Annotated in this window: 15 protein-coding genes; 6 read left to right on the top strand and 9 right to left on the bottom strand. The window is 63.5% G+C overall.

Going from position 1 to position 21,372, the window contains the following annotated elements; all coding sequences use genetic code 11:
* Positions 1-55: 55 nt before the first annotated feature.
* Positions 56-1,537 carry an aminotransferase-like domain-containing protein gene (locus GJ700_RS32995; protein WP_154382140.1) on the bottom strand — a complete coding sequence of 494 codons (1,482 nt, stop codon included), beginning with the start codon at positions 1,535-1,537 and terminating at the stop codon, positions 56-58.
* A gap of 122 nt (positions 1,538-1,659) precedes the next feature.
* Here GJ700_RS32995 and GJ700_RS32990 point away from each other — a divergent pair, with 122 nt between their 5' ends.
* From GJ700_RS32990 to GJ700_RS32975, 4 genes are all read left to right on the top strand, one after another.
* Positions 1,660-2,580: a DMT family transporter gene (locus GJ700_RS32990; RefSeq protein WP_229507386.1), complete on the top strand. Its 921-nt coding sequence runs from the start codon at positions 1,660-1,662 to the stop codon at positions 2,578-2,580.
* Between the two features lie 50 nt (positions 2,581-2,630).
* The gene (locus GJ700_RS32985) at positions 2,631-3,092 is read left to right on the top strand and encodes a RidA family protein (protein WP_154382138.1); all 462 of its coding nucleotides are present in this window, start codon (positions 2,631-2,633) and stop codon (positions 3,090-3,092) included.
* 128 nt (positions 3,093-3,220) lie between these two features.
* Positions 3,221-4,414: an aminotransferase-like domain-containing protein gene (locus GJ700_RS32980; RefSeq protein ID WP_154382136.1), complete on the top strand. Its 1,194-nt coding sequence runs from the start codon at positions 3,221-3,223 to the stop codon at positions 4,412-4,414.
* A gap of 269 nt (positions 4,415-4,683) precedes the next feature.
* Positions 4,684-6,042: a diguanylate cyclase gene (locus GJ700_RS32975; protein WP_154382134.1), complete on the top strand. Its 1,359-nt coding sequence runs from the start codon at positions 4,684-4,686 to the stop codon at positions 6,040-6,042.
* A gap of 274 nt (positions 6,043-6,316) precedes the next feature.
* Here GJ700_RS32975 and GJ700_RS32970 read toward each other — a convergent pair whose 3' ends face one another.
* From GJ700_RS32970 to GJ700_RS32960, 3 genes are read right to left on the bottom strand one after another with little or no spacing between them, the layout of a single operon-like run.
* Entirely contained in the window at positions 6,317-7,879 is a 1,563-nt protein-coding gene (locus GJ700_RS32970) for an FGGY-family carbohydrate kinase (protein ID WP_154382132.1), read from the bottom strand.
* Between the two features lie 39 nt (positions 7,880-7,918).
* Positions 7,919-9,604, bottom strand: coding sequence for a glycerol-3-phosphate dehydrogenase/oxidase (locus GJ700_RS32965; RefSeq protein ID WP_371868237.1), 1,686 nt, complete (start codon positions 9,602-9,604; stop codon positions 7,919-7,921).
* The gene (locus tag GJ700_RS32960; protein WP_154382130.1) at positions 9,601-11,244 is read right to left on the bottom strand and encodes an FAD-binding oxidoreductase; all 1,644 of its coding nucleotides are present in this window, start codon (positions 11,242-11,244) and stop codon (positions 9,601-9,603) included. Before GJ700_RS32960 ends, GJ700_RS32965 begins: the two co-directional genes overlap by 4 nt.
* 93 nt (positions 11,245-11,337) lie before the next feature.
* Between GJ700_RS32960 and GJ700_RS32955 the strand changes: the two genes are divergently transcribed.
* Positions 11,338-12,372 (top strand): AraC family transcriptional regulator, encoded by a 1,035-nt coding sequence (locus tag GJ700_RS32955; protein ID WP_154382128.1) that lies wholly within the window; start codon positions 11,338-11,340, stop codon positions 12,370-12,372.
* A gap of 1 nt (position 12,373) precedes the next feature.
* Here the strand turns inward: GJ700_RS32955 and GJ700_RS32950 are convergent, their stop codons facing one another.
* The 3 genes from GJ700_RS32950 to GJ700_RS32940 all read right to left on the bottom strand — a co-directional run bounded on the left by GJ700_RS32950 (position 12,374) and on the right by GJ700_RS32940 (position 15,013).
* Positions 12,374-12,805: a hypothetical protein gene (locus GJ700_RS32950; protein ID WP_154382127.1), complete on the bottom strand. Its 432-nt coding sequence runs from the start codon at positions 12,803-12,805 to the stop codon at positions 12,374-12,376.
* An 85-nt stretch (positions 12,806-12,890) separates the two neighbouring features.
* Positions 12,891-13,418 (bottom strand): SRPBCC family protein, encoded by a 528-nt coding sequence (locus GJ700_RS32945; RefSeq protein ID WP_154382125.1) that lies wholly within the window; start codon positions 13,416-13,418, stop codon positions 12,891-12,893.
* Positions 13,419-13,537: 119 nt separating this feature from the next.
* Positions 13,538-15,013 (bottom strand): cytochrome P450, encoded by a 1,476-nt coding sequence (locus GJ700_RS32940; protein ID WP_154382123.1) that lies wholly within the window; start codon positions 15,011-15,013, stop codon positions 13,538-13,540.
* 59 nt (positions 15,014-15,072) lie between these two features.
* Here GJ700_RS32940 and GJ700_RS32935 point away from each other — a divergent pair, with 59 nt between their 5' ends.
* Positions 15,073-15,465 (top strand): VOC family protein, encoded by a 393-nt coding sequence (locus GJ700_RS32935; RefSeq protein ID WP_154382121.1) that lies wholly within the window; start codon positions 15,073-15,075, stop codon positions 15,463-15,465.
* A gap of 141 nt (positions 15,466-15,606) precedes the next feature.
* Here the strand turns inward: GJ700_RS32935 and GJ700_RS32930 are convergent, their stop codons facing one another.
* Together GJ700_RS32930 and GJ700_RS32925 are read right to left on the bottom strand one after the other, a co-directional pair.
* A complete protein-coding gene (locus GJ700_RS32930; RefSeq protein WP_154382119.1) occupies positions 15,607-18,435 on the bottom strand; it encodes a M16 family metallopeptidase in 2,829 nt (942 codons plus the stop codon).
* A gap of 82 nt (positions 18,436-18,517) precedes the next feature.
* Entirely contained in the window at positions 18,518-21,364 is a 2,847-nt protein-coding gene (locus GJ700_RS32925) for a M16 family metallopeptidase (RefSeq protein ID WP_154382117.1), read from the bottom strand.
* Between the last annotated feature and the right edge of the window lie 8 nt (positions 21,365-21,372).

Genomic DNA, 21,372 nt, shown 5'->3' with positions numbered 1-21,372 from the left:
ACAAAATTGCCAAGCGGAAATTAATTTCAGAATTTACCACACCAAGCAGCAGTCACTAAGCCAGCTCCTTCTCCAGGAAACGCCACACGGCCGGCTCTTGCATCGCCGCGATATTCAGCCGCATGTACTGGGAAGGCAGCTGGCTCGGTGAAAACAGGCTGCCCGGCGCCAATAACAGATCCTGCCCCATGGCCTGCGCGGCCAGCACATTGGTATCGCGCCCGGCGTCGGCCCATACGAACATCCCGGCCATCGGCGCCACGGCGATTTTCAAGCCGACGCGCTCCATTTGCCGTACCGTGCGGCTGCGCAATTCATCGAGCCGGGTGCGGATGCGGTCGGTGTGTTTGCGGAACGTCCCTTCCGATAACACTTTATAAACCACCCTTTCGCCGATTTCACTGGTGGTCAGCGTTTGCAGCATCTTGCGGTCGGCCAGCCGCTGGGCCCGCTCTCGTGACGTGGCGATATAGCCGACCCGCAAATTGGCGGCCATGGTCTTGGAAAAGCCCCCCAGGTAAATCACCCGCTGCAACTGGTCGAGCGCGGCCAGCCGCGTCACGGGCTGGACGGCGGGTCCCGGATGCAAATCGCAATAAATATCGTCTTCCACCACCAGGAAGTCATGCTCTTCCGCCAGGCGCAATATCTGAAAAGCCTTGGCCGCCGACAGCGAAGTGGAACTGGGGTTGTGCAGCACGGAATTGATCACGTACAGCTTGGGTTTGTGCAGGGCCGCCAGTTGCGCCAGCGCGGCCAGGTCCGGACCGTCGGCCAGGCGGGGAATGCCAACCACCCGCGCGCCCAGTGCCGCAAATGAGCCGAACATCAGGAACCAGGCGGGATCGTCGACAAAAATCGTGTCGCCCGGCTGGGTAAATTCGCGCGCCACCATATCCAGCGCTTGCGTGACGCCGGCCGTCGTCACGATCTGCTCCGGCGTGGCCTGCACTTCCAGTTCGCCCAGCTTTTGCTGCAATTGCTGGCGCAACGGCAGGAAGCCTTGCGGTACGCCATAGTTGACCAAGGTGCCCGGATGCTGGCGGCTGATGGCGCGCAGCGCATTGGCGATGCCGGCCCCATCGAGCCAGTCCGACGGCAATACCCCGGTGCCCGGCATTTGCTGGTAAGGCGCCTGGCGGAACATGTTGCGGACCAGCCAGGTCACATCCATCGCTCCGCCTTCGATGCCGTGCGCCGCGGCCGGGTCGCGCGTGCTGCGCAAGATGGGCGCCGCCCGCTCCCGCACATAAAACCCCGCCCCCCGGCGCGATTCCAGGTAACCGCGCGCCACCAGCCGGTCATAACTGGCCACCACGGTGAACGGCGACACGCCATGCGACTGTGCAAAGGCGCGGATCGACGGCATGCGGGCGCCGCTGCGCAGCACCTTGTCATCGATGCGCGCCACGACGGAGCGTACGATCTGGTCGGCCAGCGATTCGCCGGATTCGCGCGACAGCAGCGCAATCAGCGGCATGCCGGGCTTGAAGGCCTGGGGCTGTGCAGTCCCAAGTGCATCGCGTGTATTGGCCATATTCCCTATACAGTTCTATGAGTTAAGTGCACAAGTGTATTGGCACTGTATTGGTTATTTCTTCTAGTATAGGTCCATTCCCGCAGCATTCAAAGCACGTTAAAGCACCCTGAAAGTACCTTATGCACACCACGATCGCCACCACGTCCCGCCGCCTCCCCCGCGTCAGCGATGAAACCGCCGGCATGCTGTTGGGCCTGGCCGGCGTGGCGATTTTCAGCCTGACGTTACCGTTCACCCGCATGGCGGTCGCCGCGTTCGATCCCGCGTTTGTCGCGCTGGGCCGCGCGCTGGTGGCGGCCGCGCTGGCGGCCATCTGGCTGGCGTGGAAGCAAGCGGCCTGGCCGCCGCGCGCGGCGCTCCGACCACTGGCGCTGGTGGCGCTGGGCTGCGTGATTGGGTTTCCGTGGCTGACATCGATGGCGATGCGCTCGCTGCCGGCGTCGCACGGCGCCGTGCTGGTCGGCGTGCTGCCGCTGGCCACCGCCGCCTATGCGGCGCTGCGGGGCCATGAAAAACCGTCGCCCGCGTTCTGGCTGATGGCAGCCACGGGCACAGTGCTGGTGGCCGGCTTTGCCCTGCTGCAGGCGGGCGGTACGTTCCACCTGGCGGACCTGGCCGTGTTTGCAGCCGTGCTGCTGGCCGCCATGGGATACGCGGAAGGCGGCAAGCTGGCGAAAACCATGGGCGGCGAACAGGTGATCAGCTGGGCGCTGGTGCTGGCCGCCCCCGTGCTGTTGCCGATCGTGGCCTGGCTGGTGTGGCGCGACGGCGCCGCGATTGCCGGCGCGGGCTGGCAACCGTGGGCCGGGTTTGCCTATGTGTCGGTGTTTTCCATGTATATCGGCTTCTTTTTCTGGTACCGCGGCATGGCGCTGGGCGGCGTGGCGCGGGTGGGCCAGGTACAGCTGCTGCAACCCTTTCTTACCATGGCCGGCGCGGCATTAGTCTTAAGTGAAACCATCAGTTTGAGCAATATTCTGTTTTCTTTGGCAGTAATTTCCGTGGTTGCTACGGGCCGCCGGACGCGGATACAGGCATAGAAAGACGTACAATATCGGCTTCCCAGATTTAACACTTCACAGGAACCACCATGTCCGTCTACGAAAAACTCAAAGCGCTCGATATCACCCTGACTGCACCGGCTGCCCCTGTCGCCGCCTACGTCATGTACGTGCAAACCGGCAACCTGGTGTATCTGTCCGGCCATATCGCCAAGAAACCTGACGGTTCGGTGTGGGCCGGCCAGCTGGGCAAGAACATCAGCACGGAAGAAGGCGCGCAAGCGGCGCGCGGCGTCGCCATTGCCATGATCGGCACCTTGCAGGCAGCATGCAACGGCGACCTGACCCGCGTGAAACGCATCGTCAAGCTGACCAGCCTGGTGAACTCGACCGCCGACTACACGGACCACCACCTGGTGACCAATGGCGCGTCCGAGCTGATCGGCGAAGTGTTCGGCGACGCGGGCAAGCATGCGCGTGCCGCGTTCGGCGTGGCGCAAGTGCCGCTGGGCGCGTGCGTGGAAATCGAAATGATTGCAGAGATCGCTTAAAGAATCCGCCGCCCGGCATGGCGGCTTGGGCTGCGCCCAAACCGCCCTACAATTGATACAGCGGCGCTTATCCAGCGCCGCTTCGACCGGCCGCCACAAGCGCGCCTCATCCATAAAAAGAGACCAACATGAAAATCGAAAACCCGAACCCGATCCAGTGGCGCTTTTCCGAACGCGCCAGCCAGCTGCAAAGCTCGTTTATCCGCGAGATCCTGAAGATCACCCAGCAGCCGGAAATCATTTCGTTTGCCGGCGGCCTGCCATCGCCTGCCACCTTCCCGGTCGACATCATGAAGGAAGCGTTCGACAAGGTGCTGACCGATTCCGGCAAAGTCGCGCTGCAATACGGCCCGACCGACGGCTACCTGCCGCTGCGCCAGTGGATCGCCGACAGCCTGTCCGTGGGCGGCGCGAAGATCGTGCCGGAACAGGTGCTGATGGTGTCGGGTTCGCAGCAGGCGCTGGACTTGCTGGGCAAGGTGCTGATCGATGAAGGCAGCAAAGTGCTGGTGGAAACCCCGTCGTACCTGGGCGCGCTGCAGGCGTTCTCGGTGTACCGTCCTGAATTCGTGTCGGTGCAGACCGACGATCACGGCCTGGTGCCGGAATCGCTGGACCAGGTCGCGCAAGGCGCCCGCCTGCTGTACGCGCTGCCGAACTTCCAGAACCCGACCGGCCGCACCCTGTCGGTGGAGCGCCGCCAGCAACTGGTGGAAACCTGCGCCCGCCTGGGCTTGCCACTGATCGAAGACGATCCGTACGGCGCCCTCAGCTACAAGGGCGCGCCATTGCCGAAGATGGTGGCCATGAATCCGGACGGCGTCATCTACATGGGCTCGTTCTCGAAAGTGCTGACGCCGGGCATCCGCCTGGGCTACGTGGTCGCCCCGCTGGGCCTGATCCGCCGCCTGGAACTGGCCAAGCAGGCCGCCGACCTGCACACGTCGCAGCTGACGCAGATGGTCGTGCACCACGTGGTCAAGGAAGGCTTCCTGGACCAGCACATCCCGACCATCCGCCAACTGTACGGCGACCAGTGCCAGGTCATGCTGGACGCCATGGACCAGCACTTCCCTGAACAGGTGACGTGGACCCGCCCTGAAGGCGGCATGTTCATCTGGGTCACCTTGCCGAAGCACATCGACGCCATGAAACTGCTGGATGAAGCCATTCAGCACAAGGTTGCCTTCGTGCCGGGTTCGCCGTTCTACGCGAACGCACCGGAGACCCACACCTTGCGCCTGTCGTTCGTGACGGTGCCGCCGGAACGTATCCGCGCCGGCATTGAAATCCTGGGCAAGCTGATCGCGTCGAAACTGTAATTTGCCACCGGGACAGGCGGGCGAGCAAAGCCCGTCTGTCCTGAACAACAGTTGCATACAATCTCGTTGCCAATTTGCAACGAGTTCCTCTTTGCCATTCGGCAAATTGCCGGCGATTACAGGGGTTTTGACAGTAACATCGCCATTGTTCCGAACATCTGTGAAATTCGCGTTTTCTGGCGATGCCAAGCGGGAATGTTTCTTTTACAGTGGGTTAGCTAGTTGGTATGATTTAGACAGACAGTCACTTCGACCTATAGCGAGACTCAATGATTACAGGCGGTGCCAGCTACGTGCCGCGGCGTGAAGCCGCAATCCTGATTGTCGACGATGCGCCGGCCAATCTGAGCGTCCTGCGCAAGCTGATGGTGGAACAGGGTTACCAGACCTATGTCGCCACGTCGGGTGAACGTGCCGTACAAATTGCCAAGCGGGTGCATCCCGACCTCATCCTGCTGGATGTGGTGATGCCCGGCATCGACGGGCTGGAAACGTGCCGCCAGCTGAAAGCGCACGCGCTGACGCAGCACATCCCCATTATCTTCATGAGCGCCCGCAACGAAACGGAAGACGTGGTCGCGGGCTTTGAAACAGGCGGCGTCGATTACATCGGCAAGCCGCTGCGCATGGCCGAAGTGTGCGCCCGCGTGCGCACGCAACTGCAAATCCGCAACCGCACGGAAACCCAGCAGGAACAGGCGGACCGGCTGCGTACCATCGTCAACAGCATGGCCGAGGGCTTGCTGATCATCGAACCCAGCGGCCGCGTGCAATTCACCAATCCCGCCTGCGATCACTACCTCGGCTACGACGAAGGCGAACTGGCCGGCAAGACGCTGGACGACTTGCTCAATCCGCTGGTGGCGCAGGAATACCTCGATTATTTTGCCCGCTACGCGGCCAATCCGGAAACCGCGCACAGCCACGGCACGCGCGAAGTCATCATCCGCCATAAACAGGGGGCGTCCGTCTGCATGGACCTGACCCTGACGCCGATGTATTCGCGCCAGCCGCTGTTCATCGGCCTGCTGCACGACATTACGCACCACAAGATGTCGGAAGACGCGCTGCACCGCGCCGCCATGATCGATCCGCTGACCAAGATCGCGAACCGCCGCCACTTCGACACGTTCCTGGAAAAGGAATGGCAGCGCGCCATCCGCAGCGGCGCGCCGCTGTCGCTGGTGGTGATCGATGTCGACCACTTCAAGCTGTACAACGACAGCCTGGGCCATGCGGCCGGTGACATCTGCCTGCAACAGGTGGCGCAAGCCATCAATGCCCACGCGCTGCGCGCCACCGACCTGGCGGCACGCTACGGCGGCGAAGAATTCGTACTGCTGTTTGCGGAAACCGACAGCGACGCGGCCTTCGCGCTGGCCGAATCCATCCGCAACCACGTGGAAGCGCTGCAACTGCCCCACCCCCGCTCGATCACGTCGGCGTGGATCACGGTCAGCGTGGGCGTCGCCACCATCCATCCGCACCAGATGGAAAACGTCGAAGCGCTGTTCATTGCCGCCGACCGCGCCATGTACGTGGCGAAGGAAAACGGCCGCAACCAGGTGCGCACCAGCCGCGCCAGCCCTGCCGCCCTGGGGACCATGGCGATTTCCTCGGCTTGTTAACAAATTCTGTGGACAAGCTTGTTATCAAGCTGCCCTCGCCGCACCTAAGCCCCTGTTTTCAAAAGAAAAACTTATCCTGATTAATTTTTAATCAGAAGCACTTATACACACGGACTTCAGGCCCGTAACTGTCTGCCAACCTTAAGAATTGTTAACAGTTTCTGTGGACAAAGTTGTTAAGAAGCCCGCAAACCGCAATCTAAGTACCTGATTTTAAACAACAAAGTTTTTCTGCTTATTTTTTGCGCAGGGGAAACTTATACACAGGCTGCGTTCAGCACCGTTCCGGATAACCGGTGATATCGGCAATCTCCGCATACATCGGCTGCAAGCGCTTGTACATCTTCACATACACGCGCTGGTACAACTGTTCATAGATGCGGGTCGCCTCCGGGTCCGGGTGGAACACGCGTCCCTTGCGCGTCATGGCGCGGATCGCGGTGGCGAAATCCGCATGCAGGCCCAGGCCCGCCGCGACGGCGATCGCCGCGCCCAGGCCGGACGTTTCATAGACGTGGGCGCGTGCGGCCGGCAAGCCGAAGATATCGGCCGACAGCTGCATGGCCGCATCGCTTTGCGAACCGCCGCCGGCGATGCGCAATTCCGTGATCGGCACGCCGCCGCGCTTTTCAATCCGCTCTTTCCCTTCGCGCAGTGCATAGGCCAGCCCTTCGAGGATCGCGCGGTACATGTGCGCGCGCGTGTGCACGTCGCCAAAGCCGATCATGGCGCCCTTCGCTTCCGGGCCCGGCACCTTGATGCCGGGACTCCAGTACGGCTGCAGCATCAGGCCCATCGAACCGGGCGGCACCGCGTTGACCAGGCGGTCGAACAGCGCTTCCGGCAATTCGCCCGTTTCCATCGACACGGCCTGCTCGCGGTCGCCGAACTGTTCCTTGAACCAGTTGACCATCCAGAAGCCGCGGAAAATCTGTACTTCAGTGCTGTACGCGCCGGGAATCGCGGCCGGATAGGGCGGGATGAACGGCGTGACTTCGATGTACCTGGTGTTGGTGGTGTTGATGGTGGCCGTGGTGCCATAACTGAGGCAGCCGATGTGCGGCTCCAGGCAACCGGCGCCGATCACTTCGCACGCCTTGTCGGCGGCGGCCGCCACCAGCGGCGTCCCCAGCGGGATACCGGTGGCTTGCGCCGCGTCGGCCGTCACCGCGCCGATCACCGTGCCCGGCTTCACCAGTTCCGGCAACATGTCGGGACGCACGGCCAGCGCCTGCCATTTCCAGTCGCGGCCACCCGCCCACTGGTGGCGCTTGTAATCGAACGGCATGTACGCCACCTGCGAACCGGTGGAATCGGCCATGCGGCCACTGAGCTTGTAATTCAGGTAGCCCGACAGCAGCAGCACCTTGTGCGTGGCGTCCCAGATGGCCGGCTGGTGCGCCTTGATCCAGTTCATTTCCGCTTCGCGCCGGAAGTAATTGATCGTGCCGTCGACGCCGGCCATCTTGAAGGCCGCCTTCCACAGCGGGCCGATCGGCGGCACGTCGTCCGTGCGGCGCTGGTCCAGCCACGTGATGGCGGGACGCAGCGGCTTGCCGTCTCTGTCGACATTGATGACGGTGCCGCGCTGCGTGGTGACCGCCACGCCCTTGACGTGCGCCCGCGTGTCCGGATGCTCGGCCCACAGGCGCTGGCAAGCCACGCCCACGGCGCGCCAGTAGCCGTCCGCGTCGTGCTCGGCCCAGCCGGGATGGTCGGAGTAATACGCCTGCAAATGCACCTGGGTCTTGGCGACCAGGTTACCCGCCAGGTCGAACAGCAGCGCGCGCACGCTCTGCGTGCCATTGTCGATGGAAAGGAGATAGGGACCGGACATGCTGAGTCTCGTTGTATGTTTCAGTGATGATACGGCGAATCACGGCTGCGGAATGCTGTAATGCTTGCGCCACAGCGCCAGGTAGGCGGCCTGCTCGGCTTCCCAGCGCGCATCGCTCCAGCCCAGCTCCGGCTGGCAAATGGCCCGCACTTGCGGCAGGATCGCGGCCCCGCCGCCGCGCAGCTGGATGCCGATGCGCAGGCGGCGCAGCAGCAAATCGTCCAGCCGCTGCACGGATTCGTGGCGCGCGGCCCAGCGCAATTGCGCCCAGATGCTGGCCGTGCCGGGGATTTCCGCCAGTTCGCCATCGTGCGCGCACGCAATCACGTCGGCGGCCAGCGCGCCATAGCGGCCCGGCAAGCGTTCGCCCTGCCCCGCCGGCAAGCCCTTCACATGCGGCAGCCGCGCCGGCGCGGAAAACACCGGGCGCAAGTCCAGGCTGGCGCGCCATTGCGGCAACAGCGGCGCCGCCTTGCGCAGCGCATCGAGCGCGATCACGCGGAACGTGGTCAGCTTGCCGCCGGTGACCGTCAACAAGCCGTGCTCCAGCCACAGCGCATGTTCGCGGGTTTCCTTCGACGGGTCGGCCTGGCCGCTGTCGATGACGGGACGCACGCCGGCATAGGTGGCGACGATGTCCGCTTCGCCCAGGTCCAGTTGCGGGAACTGGCTGCGCAGCGCGGCCAGCAGGTAATCGAGTTCGGCGCGCGTGATCGACGCCTCGAACGACATGTCATCGCGGTGGTCGACATCGGTCGTGCCCACCAGGGTGACGCCTTCCCACGGGAAGGCAAACACGGGACGCCCGTCGGCCGGGTGCATCAGGCTGACCGCCTGCGCCAGCGGCAGGCGCCAGTGTGGCAGCACCAGGTGGCTGCCGCGCAATGGCCGCAAGCGGTGGCCGTCCGCCGCACCGGGCTTGTGGCCCGGCGCGGCGACGCCATCACGCGGCGGATTGCCGTGTTCCAGGGGGCGCAGCCGGTCTGCCCAGGCGCCGGTGGCGCTGATCACCACCTTGGCCGGCACTGTATAGTGCGCCCCGCTCAATTCATCGCGCACCGTGGCGCCCTTCACCGTCACGCCGTCGCGCAGCAAGCCTTGCACCGACACGTAATTAACGGCCACGCCGCCCAGCGCCTGCGCTTCCTGCAACACGCGCATGACCAGGCGCGCATCGTCGGTCTTGGCGTCCGCGTAGCACATGCCGCCGCGCAGCCCTTCGCCATCGATATTCGGCGCCAGTCCGAGGAATTCGTCGCGCCCCACGTAGTGGCGCTGGCGCGCGCGTTTGCCCGCCATCAGGTCATACAGCGCCAGCCCGATCAAAAACGCCGTGCGCCCCGGCTTGCGGCCCGGATAATCGCCGAAGGCAAAGCTTTGCGGCACCACCAGCCCGGCCGCATCGCGCAGCAGCGCTTCCCGTTCATGCACGGATTCGCGCGTCAGGCCGAATTTGCCTTCCTTCAGGTAGCGCAGGCCGCCGTGCACCAGTTTCGACGAGCGGCTCGACGTGCCCCACGCAAAGTCGCGCTGTTCCACCAGCAGCACCGACAGGCCGCGGCGCGCCGCTTCCAGCAGGATGCCGGCGCCCGTGATGCCGCCGCCGATCACCAGCACATCCCACTCGCGCCCCAGCACGTCGGCCAGCGCGGAGCGGCCGCCCGGTTGCCACAGCGACGACGATCCCGCCTGCGCGGCGGCGCCAAACGTCGTATGCCAGTTCACGCCGCGATCCCTTGCGATGGCGCCCGCGATGGCTGCGATGGCTGCACATTCGGCAGCAGTTTGCCCGGGTTCATCACGCCCTGCGGGTCGAAATGGCGGAAGATGGCGGCCATCGCGGCCATGCCTATCTCTCCTTTTTCCGCCGCCAGGTAAGGCGCGTGGTCGCTGCCCACGCCGTGCTGGTGGCTGATGGTGCCGCCGCAGTCGACGATGGCCTGGCTGACGGCGCCCTTCAACGTGCGCCAGCGCGCCATGTCTTCGTCGAAATTGCCGGCCAGCCGGTACACGAATGTCGTGTAGACGCTGGCGCCCTGCGCATACAAATGCGACAGGTGCGTGTAGGTATGCACATGCTCGCCGTGCACGGCCAGCGCCTGCCTGGCCGCCGCTTCCACCGCCAGCATGGTGCTTTCCACGCGCGGCCAGTCCACCGCGGTTTCCACCGTGTCGATCACGTAGCCATGTTCCCATGCGGCGTTGCGCAGGTAGACGTTGCGGAAGCGGTTTTGCTTCCACTTGTCGCCCAACTTGCGGCCGATGTGCACGCCACCCCGCTTGCGGGCCAGCGTCAAGGCCTGCGCCATGGCGGCGCGGGCTTGCGCCCTGTCGCCGCTGGCGCCGATCATCAGCATGCATTTACCTTCGCCGCAACCGCGCAGCGACAAATACGCTTCCAGCACGCCGATCAGTTTCTTGTGGCCCGCCAGCGCCAGCATGGTTTGTGTTTCCACGCCGTTCGACAGGCGCAACATCGACAGGCCCAGTTTGGCCTGCGCCAGTTCGCGCACGGCCCGTTCCGCGCTGTGCCAGTCCGGATAAAACACGGCGTGGAACGCTTCATATTCAGGCGCCGGCGTCACCCGCACGGTGGCTTCCGTCAGGATGCCCATGCGGCCTTCGGAACCCAGCACGATTTCACGCAAGTCCGTGCCGGCCGCCGACGCGGGGAAGGTCTGGATGTCCAGCCGCCCGGCCGGGGTTTCCATCACGCCGCCGGCAAACAGTTGCTCGATGCGGCCATAGCGCAGCGATTGCTGGCCGGACGAACGGGTGACGATCCAGCCGCCCAGCGTCGAGTATTCGAACGATTGCGGGAAATGGCCCAGGGTGAAACCGTGGGCGCGCAATTGCGCTTCCAGGTCGGGACCGAACACCCCGGCGCCAAACGTGGCCAGTTGCGATTCGTGGTCCAGGTGCTGCAGGCGGCACATGCGGGTGGTGCTGACCGACAGCACGGGCAGCGCGCCCGCTTCGGCCGTCAGGTGGCCGGCCACGCTGGTGCCGCCGCCGTGTGGAATCAGCGCCACATGGTAGCGCTGCGCGTAGTGCAGCAATTCGCGCACGTCGTCCGCGCTTTCCGGGAAGGCCACGCCGTCCGGCGTGGCGCCGATGCGGCCATAGCGCAGTTTCAGCCAGTCCGGCAAGCTTTGGCCCAGCGCGTGGCGCACGCGCACCGGCGCGGCGGTCTCGATCAGCCGGTGCGGCGGCAGCCGCGATGGCGCCACTTGCGCGCACGCCTGCTCGAAGCTGGCGTCGGTCACGCCGTGGCCGTCGCCCACGCGCTCTGCCAGGAACGCCAGCGCATCCGGCGCCAGCGCAAAACTGATCGTATCGTCACCCCAGCCATTCCAACGTCGCATCGTTTATTCTCCACATGACTTGCTATACTGGCGCTCTTTGCCAGAAGACAGGCGCCAGCTTAGATTCATTTGCTTCGAAGGTATTGCGCATTCATGACAACCGCCTTGTTCGATTATGCCAGCGCGGGCCGCGTGGCCGGCGCCTACCTGCTGCCGCTGCTGGAAGCGGCCGCCGCGCACGGCGTGGCGGCGCGCGACCTCGAACTGGCCGCCGGCCTGCCATCGGGCAGCCTGGATCCGCTGCCGGAAATCCTGCCCGCCAACGATTACGTGCGCCTGCTCGATATTGCCGCCACCCTGGCCGACGACCACCATTTCGGCCTGCACGTGGGCGAACGGGTCAAGCTGGGGACGTACAGCGTGTATGGCCTGGTGCTGCTCAGCTGCCGCGATTTCGGCCACGCGCTGGAACAGACACAGCGCTATGAACAGCTGGCGCATGACCTGGGCCGCTCCGCACTGGAAGTCGATGGCGCGATCGCCCGCTACACCTGGCACAGCCGCTATCCCGCCACGGCGCGCCACCTGGCCGACAGCGTGTTTGCCGGTATCCGCGTGTTCGGCAACTGGCTGGCCGGCATGCCATTACCCGCCGCCGACCTGGCGCTGACGCACGACGGCGGCGATCCCGCCCTGCACGGCGAGTATGTGCGGGTGTTCGGCGTCCTGCCCCATTTCAATGCGCCCGCCAACGTGGCGGCGTTCGATGCGCAACTACTGTCGTGGCCGGTGCCGAATGCGGACCCGCTGCTGTATCCCGTCCTGCAGCAACATGCGGAAAGCCTGTTAAAGCAGCGCACGCAAGCCGATGCGGGCATTGCCGCGCAAGTGCGCGACGCCATCGTCCGGGGCCTGGCGCAGGGCCAGGTACGGCTGGCGCCGGTGGCGGAAGAACTGGGACTGTCGCCGCGCACGTTGCAGCGCAAGCTGGCCGACGCAGGCATCAGTTTCCAGCACGTGCTGGACCAGACCCGCTATGCGCTGGCGCAGGATTATTTGCGGCAGCCGGGACTGTCGCTGGTGGATATCGCGTTTTTGCTGGGGTACCAGGAGCAGAGCGCGTTCAACCACGCATTTCGGGATTGGGCGGGGATGAACCCGGGCGCCTGGCGCGAAGCCAATACCTAGGTCAGGTTTCGCTGCCTTTTTCCCGGATGAACGGTCCCAGGCATGCTTCCATGCTGCGCTGCAAGCACATCAGGAACATGTTGCCGGACGGATGGAACAGGATGAAGCTGGAGACCGCATGGCCGACTTCGGAAATCTGGCCCGTGCAATCGTGCTTGCCGTTGTCCTTGATGATTTTATCGAGCGCCTTGTAAAAGCCGTTTTCGTCCGGCTGGTCGTCGATATCGAATTCGGTTTCCACCACTTCGGCCGCGCTGGTGATCAGCGCCGTGCCGTCGGCGCGCATGCGGTAGACTTCGTGGCAGGAACCGTCGGGCAGCACGAAGCGCCAGGTACCGACGATGGGGTGGTCTGACCGCACGGGGGCGGCCACCGAGCTGGCGGCAGCGCCGGCAATGGCGCAGGCCAGCGCGATGCGGGTAACGACGTTCATAGCACACCTCCCCATCATGCACTTACACCCAGTATAAACCTGACTGCAATATCACATGCGGTTTGACGAAAGTCTGTGCGCTGGGTTACTTTTCCGCCGCCGCTTTCATGCTGGCCAGGCCTTTTTCAAAGTCGGGGCCGATCATCTTGTCCATCGAAAGGAACACCCCCATCAGCTTGGTCATGAACGAACTGGGACCGGACATGGTCCACACGACTTTGGTACCGTCACCTTCCGGCTGCAGGGCAAACACAGTGCTGTTTTGCGATGCGATGGGTTTCAGGAAATCCAGCTTGATGTCGATTTTTGCCGGCGGCTGCGCGCCAGTGATTTCCATCCGGCCGGCGCCCACGGCGTCATTGCCTTCCCAGCTGTAAATCGCACCGGCGCCACTGGCGGCGCCCGTGAATGTGCGTTTCATGTTGGGATCCAGGTGTTCCCAGGGCGACCAGGCGCTCCACTGGTGGAAGTCGCTGATCAGCGGATAGATTTTGTCGGCCGGCGCCTTGATGACGATGCTGCGCGACACGGCAAACGAATTCGGCTGCGCCATGGCCAGCCCCAGGATAATGACGACGACGGCAAGAATGCCGATGGCGATTTTCTTCAACATACTGTCCCCTGCGAATTTTTTTATGTGGCTCGGCACTTGCCGAAACCGCAAGGCTAGCAGTTTTTTATCGAATCGCAATCATTTACCAAGGGCAAAACGCCGCCGGTGTTGCATAAAACTTACGCAGCGGAAGCCACACGTGCGACATCCTTGCGCGGGTGCAGCAGCAGCGGCAAGGCGCTGGGCGTCATCGTGAACGTGAAGCGCTCTTCCACTTCCGGCGCGCCGGGTTTCACCGACAGCGTGAAGTTGCGCATGATCATCGCCATCACCATCTTGATTTCCGCCATCGCCAGGTAGCGTCCGGGGCAGAAACGGGGGCCGCCGCCAAACGGGAACAATTTGCGGCCCGGATCGCTGGCCGCTTCCGCGCCGCTGTCGTTCAGCCAGCGCGCGGGATCGAATTGTTCTGGCCGCTCGAAATCGTTGCTGCGCTCCGCCGCATGGCGCAGCATCAGGAAAATAATCGTGCCAGCCGGCGTGGCCACGCCATCGACCACGGTATCCACATTCGGTTCCGCCGCCATGAAGGGCGCGACCGGTTTCAGGCGCATGGCTTCCCGCGTGGCGGCATCCGTATACAGGAACTGGTCCAGCAGGCGCAGGTCGCGCACCACCGTGTCCATGCCCATCAGGGCCGCCGCTTCGTCCCCGGCGCTAGCGGCCGCCTGCGGGTTGTGCGACAACAGGTGCAGCAGCCAGGCAATCGTGTTGGACGTCGTATCTTCGCCGGCAAACACCATCGTGATGGCGTTGCCGATCACTTCCGCATCCGAGAAGCCCGAGTCGGCTTCATCGCGCGCGGCCACCAGCGCTTCCAGCATGTTCGACGGACGGGTGCGCAGTGACGGGTCCTGCTCCAGCCGCGCGCGGGTCTGGGCGATGAAACCCGTGATGGCGCCCTGGATGCGCTGGTGCGCGGCATCCGCATCGCGGTCGACCTTCATCTTGAACAGGCGCCAGTAGGCAAACGGCGACGTCAGGCGGCGCGCCACCATGTTGAACAGGAATTCGATATCGCGCTGCAGCGGGTTGTCTTCGTGTTCCAGCGTGTTGATGTCCTGCCCCATGGCCAGGCCGATCGTCACATCCAGCGTGTACGCCTTCAGGTCGCGCAGCACATCGACGGGGCGTCCCGCCGCCAGCGCCGCGTTCCAGCGGGCCAGCAAGCGTTCCGTCATCATGACCAGGTTGGGGAAGTAACGGTGCACCACTTCCGGCGTCAGCGCCCGCATGCCCAGCTTGCGCTGGCGGCGCCATTCTTCGCCCTCGGCGGTAAACAAGCCCCGCGTCCCCGCCTCTTCCAGCATGCGCGCCGTGCGCGACGAGCGGCGGAACGTGACGGGCCGGTCGCGCAGGATATTGGCGATCGCATCGCGGTCGGACACGACGACAAACGTGCGCTTGGCCACCCGGAATTTATACGTGCCGTTGTACTGGCGCGCCCATTTTTCCAGCGTGCGGTGGAATTGCTTCGGCTGGATTTGCCGGGCATTGCCGAGAATTGGAATGCCCTTCGGCCCCGGCAATTCCGCAATCGTCCGTACCACACCGCCGGGCAGCACGGTTTGCTCGGCCGCAATATCCTCGGGCATATTAGTCTCCGTCTATAATTTGTTATATTTTACGCCACATTTTTGAGAGGAAGACACCCATGTTGTCGCATATTTACCTGGGAGTCAGCGATTTCGACCGGGCCTATGCCTTCTATGCGCCGCTGATGGACAGCCTGGGTTTGCCGCAAAAGTTCAGGGATGACGGCCGCCCATGGGCCGCGTGGATGCCGGCCGACGCGCCCCGTCCGCTGTTCATTGTCGGCAAGCCGTATGCGGGCGACGCGTCGTGCGGCAATGGGCAAATGGTGGCGCTGCAGGCGCCGTCGCGCGCGGTGGTGGATGCGGCGTATGCCGTGGCGCTGGCGCATGGGGGCCGCAGCGAGGGCGCGCCGGGATTGCGGCCGGAGTACCATCCGCATTATTACGGCGCGTATTTCCGGGATCCGGACGGGAACAAATTGTGCGTGGTGTGCCACGCGGCGGAGCCGTAAAGTCGCCGTGGCGCACGCATGGCGGCTTCCGCTGCGCGGAAACCGCCCTACGGGTTTGACGCAGCGACAAGTGCTACCGCGTCGCATAATCCGTAGGGCGGTTTGGCGCAGCCAAGCCGCCATTTCAAGCCGCGATGAGGCTTAATTCGCCGCCTGCTTCGCTTCCGGGTACAGCACCATCTGCACGTAGTTGTCGAAGTCGAAGTAGCGCTTGGCCGCCGCCTGCACGTCGGCCGGCGTGACGGCCGCCGCGCGCTGTTCGAACGTCAGGATCTTGGCCGGGTCCAGGCCGTTCGCATAGGCGCCATCCAGGTGGTTCAGCCAGTAACCGTTTTCACGCAGCGCGCGGCGGTTGTTGACGGACCAGTTTTCCTTGACCTTGGCCAGGTCCGCCGCTTCCGGTCCCTGTTGCTGGATGGTGCGGATCAGGCCCAGCATGGCGTCCGCCACCTTGCCCGTGTTTTCCGGCGCGCACGGCAAGTTCACCGACATCGAGTAGTGACCGTAAGGCATCTTGTTCAGCGATGCGCCCACGTGGCCGCTGTAGATCAGCCCCAGCTTTTCACGCAGCACTTCATTGACCTTGATGTTGAGGATTTCCGCCAGCGCGCTCTGGCTCAGCGACGCTTCTTCCGAATACGGCGCTTCGCCGGTGAAGGTCAGCGTCACGACGCTCTTGTTTTCCGCACCCTTGTAGACGTCTTTCTTCACCACGCCCTTGACGGGACGTACGCCGATATCCTTGTACGCCACCGGCGCGTCCGTCACGGGCAGGCTGCCCAGGTAGGTCGCCACCAGTGGCTTGACGGTGGCCAGGTCGAAGCTGCCGACCAGGACGAACGTGAAATCGCGCGCGCTGGCGAAGCGCTCGCGGTAAATCGCCATCGCGCGGTCCAGCTGGATGTGGTCGAAATCTTCCACGCGCGCGGGGCGGGCCACGCGGGGATCGTTGTTGTACAGGGTTGCAATGGTCACATCGGAAAACACCACGTCGGGATTGGACATCGACGTGCGCGCCAGGTCGCGCTGCTTGCCGATGAACGACTGGTACAGCGCTTCATCGCGGCGCGGCTGCGTGAACGACAGGTGCGCCAGTTGCAGCATGGTTTCCACGTCCGCGCTGCCGGAACCGCCGCGCAAGCCTTCGCCCAGCGCGCCGACCCACGACGAGGACGACACGGTCTTCCCGGCCAGCATTTTCTGCAAATCCGTCGGAGCAAATTTCACACCCATGCTGGACACGATATTGCTCGCGTAGCGGGCATTGAACATGTCGCCGGCGCCATACAGCGACTGGCCGCCCGGACGGAAGCCCGCCATCAGCACCTGGTCGTTCTTGAAGTCGGTGGGTTTCAGCACGACCCGCACGCCGTTCGACAGGCGCAGCTCCGTCGTGCCCAGCGGCTTGTCGACGATTTCCGTCACGATCGTGCCCGGCTTGGCCGGCGGTTCCATCAGTTTGGTCGCCAATACTTTTTCTTCGCGCTTGACGACGGCGCGCTCTTCCGCCGCGTCGGCCAGCGCCAGCAATTCGGTTTCTTTCGGCGCCGGCGGTTCGGCCTTGTCGTTGCCCTGGTAAATCACCAGTTTTTGCTCATGCGACGGCAGCATTTTCGCGGCCAGGGCATTGATCTCCTCCAGCGTGGCGGCGGGCACCAGTTCCTGCGCGTAGGCATAGCCATTGACGATGCCGGGGTCGATCGCGCGTCCCGTCAGGAAGCTGCCAACCAGCCCGTTGACGTGCTGGCCGGAATCGGTCTTGTCGCGTTCCTGGTACGCGCGTTCCACGAAACGCATGATGGTCTTCTTGGTGCGGTCCAGTTCTTGCGCGCTGAAGCCGAAGCGGCGCGCCCGTTCGACTTCCTGCACCAGCGCGTCGATGGCGGGTTTGGCGCCGCCCTTGCCCAGCACGGCCAGCGCCGAGAACGTGCGGTAGCCCGTCAACACGGGCGACATGCCGGCCTGGCCGCCGATGAACGGCGGCTCCGCCTGCTGCGTCAATTCCTGCACCCGCTGCGCCAGCATGAAGCCGATCATGGATTCATACAGGTCTTCGCGGTAGTCGGCGAACGTCTTGCGCGTGCGGTCCTTGCGGATCGTGTAGCGGATCGCGACGGCATTGGCCGACGCTTCCTTGTCCGTCACCACCAGCGATTCCGATTGCGCGCGCGGCGGAATTTCCGTTACCAGCCGGGCGCGTGGCTGGGCGGGATTTTTCAGGTGGCCAAAGTGGCGCTGGATCAGCTTTTCCGCTTCGGCCGGATCGATGTCGCCCACCGCCACCACGGCCATCAGGTCGGGACGGTACCAGTCGCGGTAAAAGCGTTTGGCGGCGTCGTATTTGAAATTCTTCAGGATGTCTTCCTTGCCGATCGGCAGACGGTCCGCATAGCGCGAACCATTGAGCAATTTCGGCAAGGTCGCCTGCAGCATGCGTTTTTCGACACCGCCCCGCGCGCGCAATTCTTCCAGCACGATATTGCGTTCGCTGTCGATGGCCTCGTCTTCAAACTTGATGCCATGGGCCCAGTCTTCCAGCACCTGGAAACCGGTTTCCACGTTTTCCTTTTTATCGGTGGGGATCGGCAGCATGTACACGGTTTCATCGAACGCCGTGTAGGCATTGAGGTCGTTGCCGAATTTCACCCCGATCGATTGCAAGTACGAAATCAGTTCATTGCGCTTGAAGTGCGTGGTGCCGTTGAACGCCATGTGCTCGACGAAGTGCGCCAGGCCCAGCTGGTCTTCATCTTCCAGCACGGAACCGGCACGCACCACCAGGCGCAATTCCAGCCGTTTTTCCGGCTTGCCGTTTTGCTTGATGTAATACGTCAGGCCGTTGGCCAGTTTGCCGGTCTTGACGTCAGGCGCGGAGGGCACCGTCTCGTTCATGTTGATGGCGGCTTGCCCGGTCAGGGTGCAGGCCAGCATGGCGGCGGCGGCAATGATGCGCAGTGGAACGTTTTTCATTTCACGAACTTGCAAAATAGGAAAGTTTCCACAGTACACCATTTGCCGCGAGAACGCCAGACACAGCGATGGAACGCAGCGCTTAGTGTGCGGCCTGTGCCTGGTTTGCCACCTGCTTCGCTTCCGGGTACAGCGTCATCTGCACGTAATTGCCAAAGTCGAAGTAGCGCTTTGCCGCCGCCTGCACGTCGGCCGGCGTGACGGCTGCCGCGCGCTGTTCGAACGTCAGGATGCTGGCCGGGTCCTGGCCGTTCAAGTGCGAGATGCCCAGTGCATTGAGCCAGTGGCCGTTTTCACGCATGTCGCTGCGGTGTTTGACCAGCCAGTTTTCCCGTACCTTGGCCAGGTCCCCCGCCTCCGGTCCGCGCTGCTGGATGGTGCGAATCAAGTCCAGCATGGCGTCGGCCACCTTGCCCGTGTTTTCCGGCGCGCACGGCAGGTTCACTGCCACGTGGTAACGGCCATAAGGCTTCTTGTGCAGTTCCGCGCTCATCTGACCGCTGTAGATCAAGCCCAGTTTTTCGCGCAGCACTTCATTGATCTTGATGTTCAGGATCTCAACCATCGCGTTCTGGCGCAGCCACGCGTCTTCCGAATACGGCGCTTCGCCGGTGAACGTGAAGGTCACGACGCTCTTGCTTTCGCTGCCCTTGTACACGTCCTTCTTCACCACGCCTTTCACCGGACGGATACCGAGATCCTTGTATGCGACGGTCACATCCGTCACCGGCAAGCTGCCAAGATAGGTGGCCGCCAGCTTTTTGGTGGCCTCCACGTCGAAACTGCCGACGATAAAGAACGTGAAATCGCGCGCGCTGCCGAAACGCTCGTGGAAAATCGCCAGCGCGCGGTCCAGCTGGACATGGTCGAAGTCTTCCACCCGGGCCGGGCGCTCCACGCGCGGGTCATTGTTGTACAGGGTGGCGATGGAAACGTCGTTGAACACCACGTCCGGATTCGATAGCGACGTGCGGGCCAGGTCGCGCTGCTTGCCAATGAACGAGCGGAACAGGTCTTCATCGCGCCGCGGCCGGGTGAACAGCAGGTGGGCCTGTTGCAGCATGGCTTCCAGGTCGCTGGCGCCGGCATAGCCGAACATGCCTTCCTGCAGCTCGCCCATGAACGGTACGGCGACGGCAAACTTGCCGGCCATCATTTTCTGCAACTCCAGCGGTGAAAATTTCACACCCATGTTTGCCACCAGGGTGCTGGCCCAGCGCGCGTTATACACATCGTCCGCGCCATACAGCGACTGCCCGCCCGGCCGCTGCCCCGACATCATCACCTGGTCGTTCTTGAAGTCGGTCGGCTTCAGCACGACCTTGACGCCGTTCGACAGCTGCAATGTCGTCGTGCCCAGCGCCTGGTTCACGGTTTCCGCCACGATGGCGCCCGGCCTGGACGGCGGCTCCATCAATTGCGCGGCCAGCACTTTTTCTTCATGCCGCGTCACGGTGCGTTTTTCCGCCGCGTCAGCCAGCGCCAGCAATTCAGGCTCTTTCGGCGCGGGCGGTTCCGCCTTGTCATTGCCCTGGTAAACCACCAGTTTTTGCCCGTGCGACGGCAGCATTCGCGCGGCCAGCGCATTGATCTCTTCCAATGTGGCGGCGGGAATCCATTCCTGCGCCTGGGCATAGTTGGCGGCAATGCCCGGGCCGACCGGGCGCCGGGTCAGGAAGGCGCCAACCAGCTCGTTGATGCTGGCGGCGGATTCTGTCTTGTCGCGTTCCTGGTAGGCCAGTTCGTACGAGCGCAGGATGGTCTTCTTGGCGCGGTCGAGTTCCTGCGCACTGAAGCCAAAGCGGCGCGCCCGCTCGACTTCCTGCACCAGCGCGTCGATGGCGGGCTTGGCGCCGCCTTTGCCCAGCACGGCGAACGACGAGAAGGCGCGATAGCCCGTCACTGCCGGCAACATGCCGGCAAAGCCGTTGACGAACGGCGGCTCGGCCTGCTGTGTCAATTCCTGCACGCGCTGCGCCAGCATGAAACCGACCAGGCTTTCGTGCAACTCGGCCCGATAGTCGGCATAGGTGGCAGGGCGACGTTCCTTGTCGATGGCATAGCGGATCGAGACGGCGTTTGCTGCCGCTTCCTTGTCCGTCACCACCAGCGATTCCGACCCGGCGCGGGCCGGAATGTCCGGATACAGGCGCGGGCGCGGCTGGGCCGGATTTTTCAGGTGGGCAAAGTGCCGCTGGATCAGCTTTTCCGCTTCGGCCGGATCGATGTCACCCACGGCCACCACGGCCATCAGGTCGGGACGGTACCAGTCGCGGTAAAACCGTTTGGCGGCGTCATACTTGAAATGCTTCAGCACTTCTTCCTTGCCGATCGGCAGGCGGTCCGCATACACCGAGCCATTCAGCATTTTCGGCAAGATCGCCTTCAGCATGCGCTCATTGACGCCGCCCCGGGCACGCATTTCCTCCAGTACGATATTGCGTTCGCCATCGATGGCCTCGTCGTCAAACTTGATGCCATGGGCCCAGTCTTCCAGCACCTGGAACCCGGTTTCCACGTTTTCCTTTTTATCGGTGGGGATCGGCAACATGTACACGGTTTCATCGAAGCTCGTGTAGGCATTCAAGTCATTGCCGAATTTCACCCCGATCGACTGCAGGTAGGAAACCAGGTCGTTGCGCTTGAAATGCGTGGTGCCGTTGAACGCCATGTGTTCGACAAAGTGCGCCAGGCCCCGCTGGTCTTCATCTTCCAGCACGGAACCGGCGCGCACCACCAGGCGCAATTCCAGCCGCTTTTCCGGCTTGCCATTTTGCTTGATGTAATACGTCAGGCCGTTGGCCAGTTTGCCGGTTTTGACATCGGGCGCGGACGGTACCGTGTCATTCGGGTTGGTGGCAGCCTGGCCAGCCAGGGCGCAAGCGAACATGGCGGCGGCGGCAATCAGGCGCAGTGGAATCGATGTCATTTTGCAAG

It is taken from the genome of Pseudoduganella rivuli (assembly GCF_009674485.1).
Taxonomy (GTDB): domain Bacteria; phylum Pseudomonadota; class Gammaproteobacteria; order Burkholderiales; family Burkholderiaceae_D; genus Rugamonas; species Rugamonas rivuli_B.
Note: the sequence above shows the minus strand (reverse complement) of the source record. Positions and strands in the feature narration are given on the sequence as shown.